The sequence below is a fragment of the Actinomadura rubrisoli genome, assembly GCF_004349215.1.
In the GTDB taxonomy this organism is placed as follows: domain Bacteria; phylum Actinomycetota; class Actinomycetes; order Streptosporangiales; family Streptosporangiaceae; genus Spirillospora; species Spirillospora rubrisoli.
Genome location: NZ_SMKU01000594.1, coordinates 1 through 2,872 on the forward strand (window position 1 = coordinate 1; position 2,872 = coordinate 2,872).

Genomic DNA, 2,872 nt, shown 5'->3' on the forward strand with positions numbered 1-2,872 from the left:
ATAGGCCGAGTGGCTTGAACACACTGAACGTTCAAACCGAATCGCTGCACGAATGCGATGTTCGCGTCCCTGTGTGGTTCCCAGGAAACAACCGGGAACCCGCACCACACATATAGTTGAATACCGACGCTGGTGAGTGTCGGACGACGAGTTTCCCGCACCATCCCGTGAGTTTCGCGCGGGGGTGTTGGGGTTGGTCGTTCGGTGGTTATGGCGGAGGGGAAACACCCGGTCCCATCCCGAACCCGGAAGTTAAGCCCTTCAGCGCCGATGGTACTGCACGGGAGACTGTGTGGGAGAGTAGGACACCGCCGGACATCTATTGGTCGAGGGTCGCCCCGATTTGCGGGGCGGCCCTCGACGCATGTGTTGGGCCGGCCAAAGTAGGCTGCAAGTGTCCACTGAACCACCATCAAGAACAGTGACGGACGTGTGATGAGCGCGGAAGAGGACGGCCGCAGCGACGACAACCGCGAGCGGCGGGGGAATGACGGGGGGCGCAACACGCCTCCCCGTCGTGGGGGCAACGCTCGTGGCGGGCCTGGGGGGCCCGGTGCTCGGAAGGGCGGCGGTCCTCGCGGGGCCGCGCCTCGTGGCGGTGCGTCGCAGGGGGGGCAGGGCCGGCCAGGCGGCGGAGGCCCGAAGGGCCGGGACAAGCGCGGGCAGCGTGACGACCGCCAGCCGAGCCGTCCGTTCAAGCGTTCGGACGACCGTCGTACCGACTCAGGCCAGGGCCGTTCTGATGACCGTCGTGAGAACCGTTTTGGCGGTCCCCGGAGTGGCCAGAGCGGTGAACGCCGGGACGGCGGACGCTCTGGCGCCCCCCGCGGGGGGCAAGGTGGCGAGCGTCGCGAAGGCAGCCGCTACGGCGGGCCGCGTAACAGTCAGGGCAATGAGCGTCGTGACCAGCGCTTCGGCGGTCCTCGTGGCGGTCAGGGCGGTCAGGGCGGCGAGCGTCGTGAGGGCCGTCCCGGTGGTCCCCGCGCTGGTCAGGGCGGTGAGCGCCGTGAAGGTCGTTTCGGTGGTCAGAGCGGGGAGCGTCGCGAAGGACGTTCCGGGGGGCCCCGTGGTGGTCAGTTCGGCGGCCAGGGTGGCGAGCGTCGTGACCAGCGTTCTGGCGGGCCGCGTGGTGGGCAAGGTGGTGAGCGTCGTGAGGGCCGTCCCGGTGGCTCCCGCGCTGGTCAGGGCGGTGAGCGTCGTGAAGGGCGTCCGGGTGGTCCCCGCGCTGGTCAGGGCGGTGAGCGCCGTGAAGGGCGTCCGGGTGGTCCCCGTGGCGGTCAGGGCGGTGAGCGTCGCGAGGGGCGTTTTGGTGCGCCGCGCGCTGGTTCTCGTCCTGGAGGGGGGCAGGGAGGCGAGCGTCGTGACGGGCGACCCAGCGGGCCGCGTGGTCCTCGGGCCGGTGGCGGTCAGGGAGAGCGTCGCGAAGGGCGTCCGCCGGAGCGCCGCTACCAGGATCGGGACGAGCGCGGTGGCCGTGACGAGCGGAGGCCCGGCGGCCGCAAGTTCGAGGGTAAGCGCGAAGGGCGTCCCGGCGAGCGGGACAAGCCGTTCAAGGCGGGCGGGCCGAAGCGTCCGCAACAGGGCGGTGGACGGTCCTACGGCCCGCCGCGTGACCGTGCGGACCGGCGTGCGCCGAGGGCCGAGAGCGAGCGGCCCGCGCCGAAGCACGACGACCCGGTTCTGCCGGACGACATCACGGGTGAAGAGCTCGACGTGGATGCGCGTGCGGAGCTGCGGACCCTGCCGAAGGACCTGGCGACCCGGGTGGCACGCCACCTCGTGATGGCCGGGAAGCTGGCCGAGGACGAGCCGGAGCAGGCGTACAAGCACGCTCGGGCCGCGCGCAGGCTCGCGTCCCGCGTCGGGATCGTCCGGGAGGCGGCCGGTCTCGCCGCGTACCACGCCGGAGATTGGGCGGAGGCGCTCGCGGAGCTGCGGGCTGCCCGCCGGCTCAGCGCGGGCGACGCGTCGTACCTGCCGGTGATGGTCGACTGCGAGCGCGGGCTCGGACGTCCCGAGCGGGCACTGGACCTGCTGAAGTCGCCGGAGGCCGGGCGCCTGGACCCGATGGGCACCGTGGAGCTGCGCATCGTGGAGTCGGGCGTGCGCCGCGACCTCGGGCAGTACGACGCGGCCGTGGTCACGCTCCAGGTCCCCGAACTCCGGGACCGGCGGCTCCGGCCTTGGTCGGCACGCCTGTTCTACGCCTACGCCGACGCTTTGGCGGCGGCCGGACGCGAGGACGAGGCGTCCGACTGGTTCGCGCGCTCCGCGGCCGCCGACCGGGACGGGGACACCGACGCCGCCGAGCGGTACGCCGAGCTGGAGGGTCTTCACATCCTCGACACCGAGGACGACGAGGTGGAGGACGTGGAGGACGCATCGGCCGTCCTTCCGACCACCGATGCCACCGAGGGCCAGGGCGGTGAGGCCCCACTGCCCGAGGCTGGCAGCCCGGCGGCCATTGAGGACGTGGAGAGAAGCGAGGCCGAGGAGGACACCGGCGTCGACGTCGTGGAGATCGCCGAGCCCGAGCCCGTGGACGTCAGGGCAGAGGAGGACAGCTCGGAGGTCGAGTCCGAGGGCGTCAAGGCGGAGGAGGGCGGCCCGGTCGTCGAGCCCGTGGACGTCGAGGCGGAGGGAGACGGCCCGGAGGTCGAGCTCGTGGACGTCGAGGCGGAACAGGATGGCCTGGACGTCGAGCGAAGCGAGGCCGAGGAGGGCGTCGAAGGCGGCGAGGACACCGGCGTTGACGTCGTGGAGATCGCCGAGCCCGAGCCCGAGCCCGAGGACGTCAAGGCAGAGGAGGACGGCCTGGAGGTCGAGTCCGTGGGCGTCGAGGCGGGGGAGGGCGGCCCGGACGTCGGGGCTG

Annotated in this window: 2 protein-coding genes and 1 rRNA gene; 2 read left to right on the top strand and 1 reads right to left on the bottom strand. The window is 72.2% G+C overall.

The features are described from left to right. Positions 1-200 precede the first annotated feature (200 nt). Positions 201-317: ribosomal RNA gene (gene rrf, locus E1298_RS45800) — 5S ribosomal RNA — on the top strand. 406 nt (positions 318-723) lie between these two features. Here the strand turns inward: rrf and E1298_RS49080 are convergent. After that, a complete protein-coding gene (locus E1298_RS49080; RefSeq protein WP_165975982.1) occupies positions 724-1,578 on the bottom strand; it encodes a hypothetical protein in 855 nt (284 codons plus the stop codon). A 135-nt stretch (positions 1,579-1,713) separates the two neighbouring features. Between E1298_RS49080 and E1298_RS51005 the strand changes: the two genes are divergently transcribed. Then, the coding region (locus E1298_RS51005; RefSeq protein WP_243726247.1) for a hypothetical protein at positions 1,714-2,872 on the top strand (1,159 nt) is incomplete at its 3' end.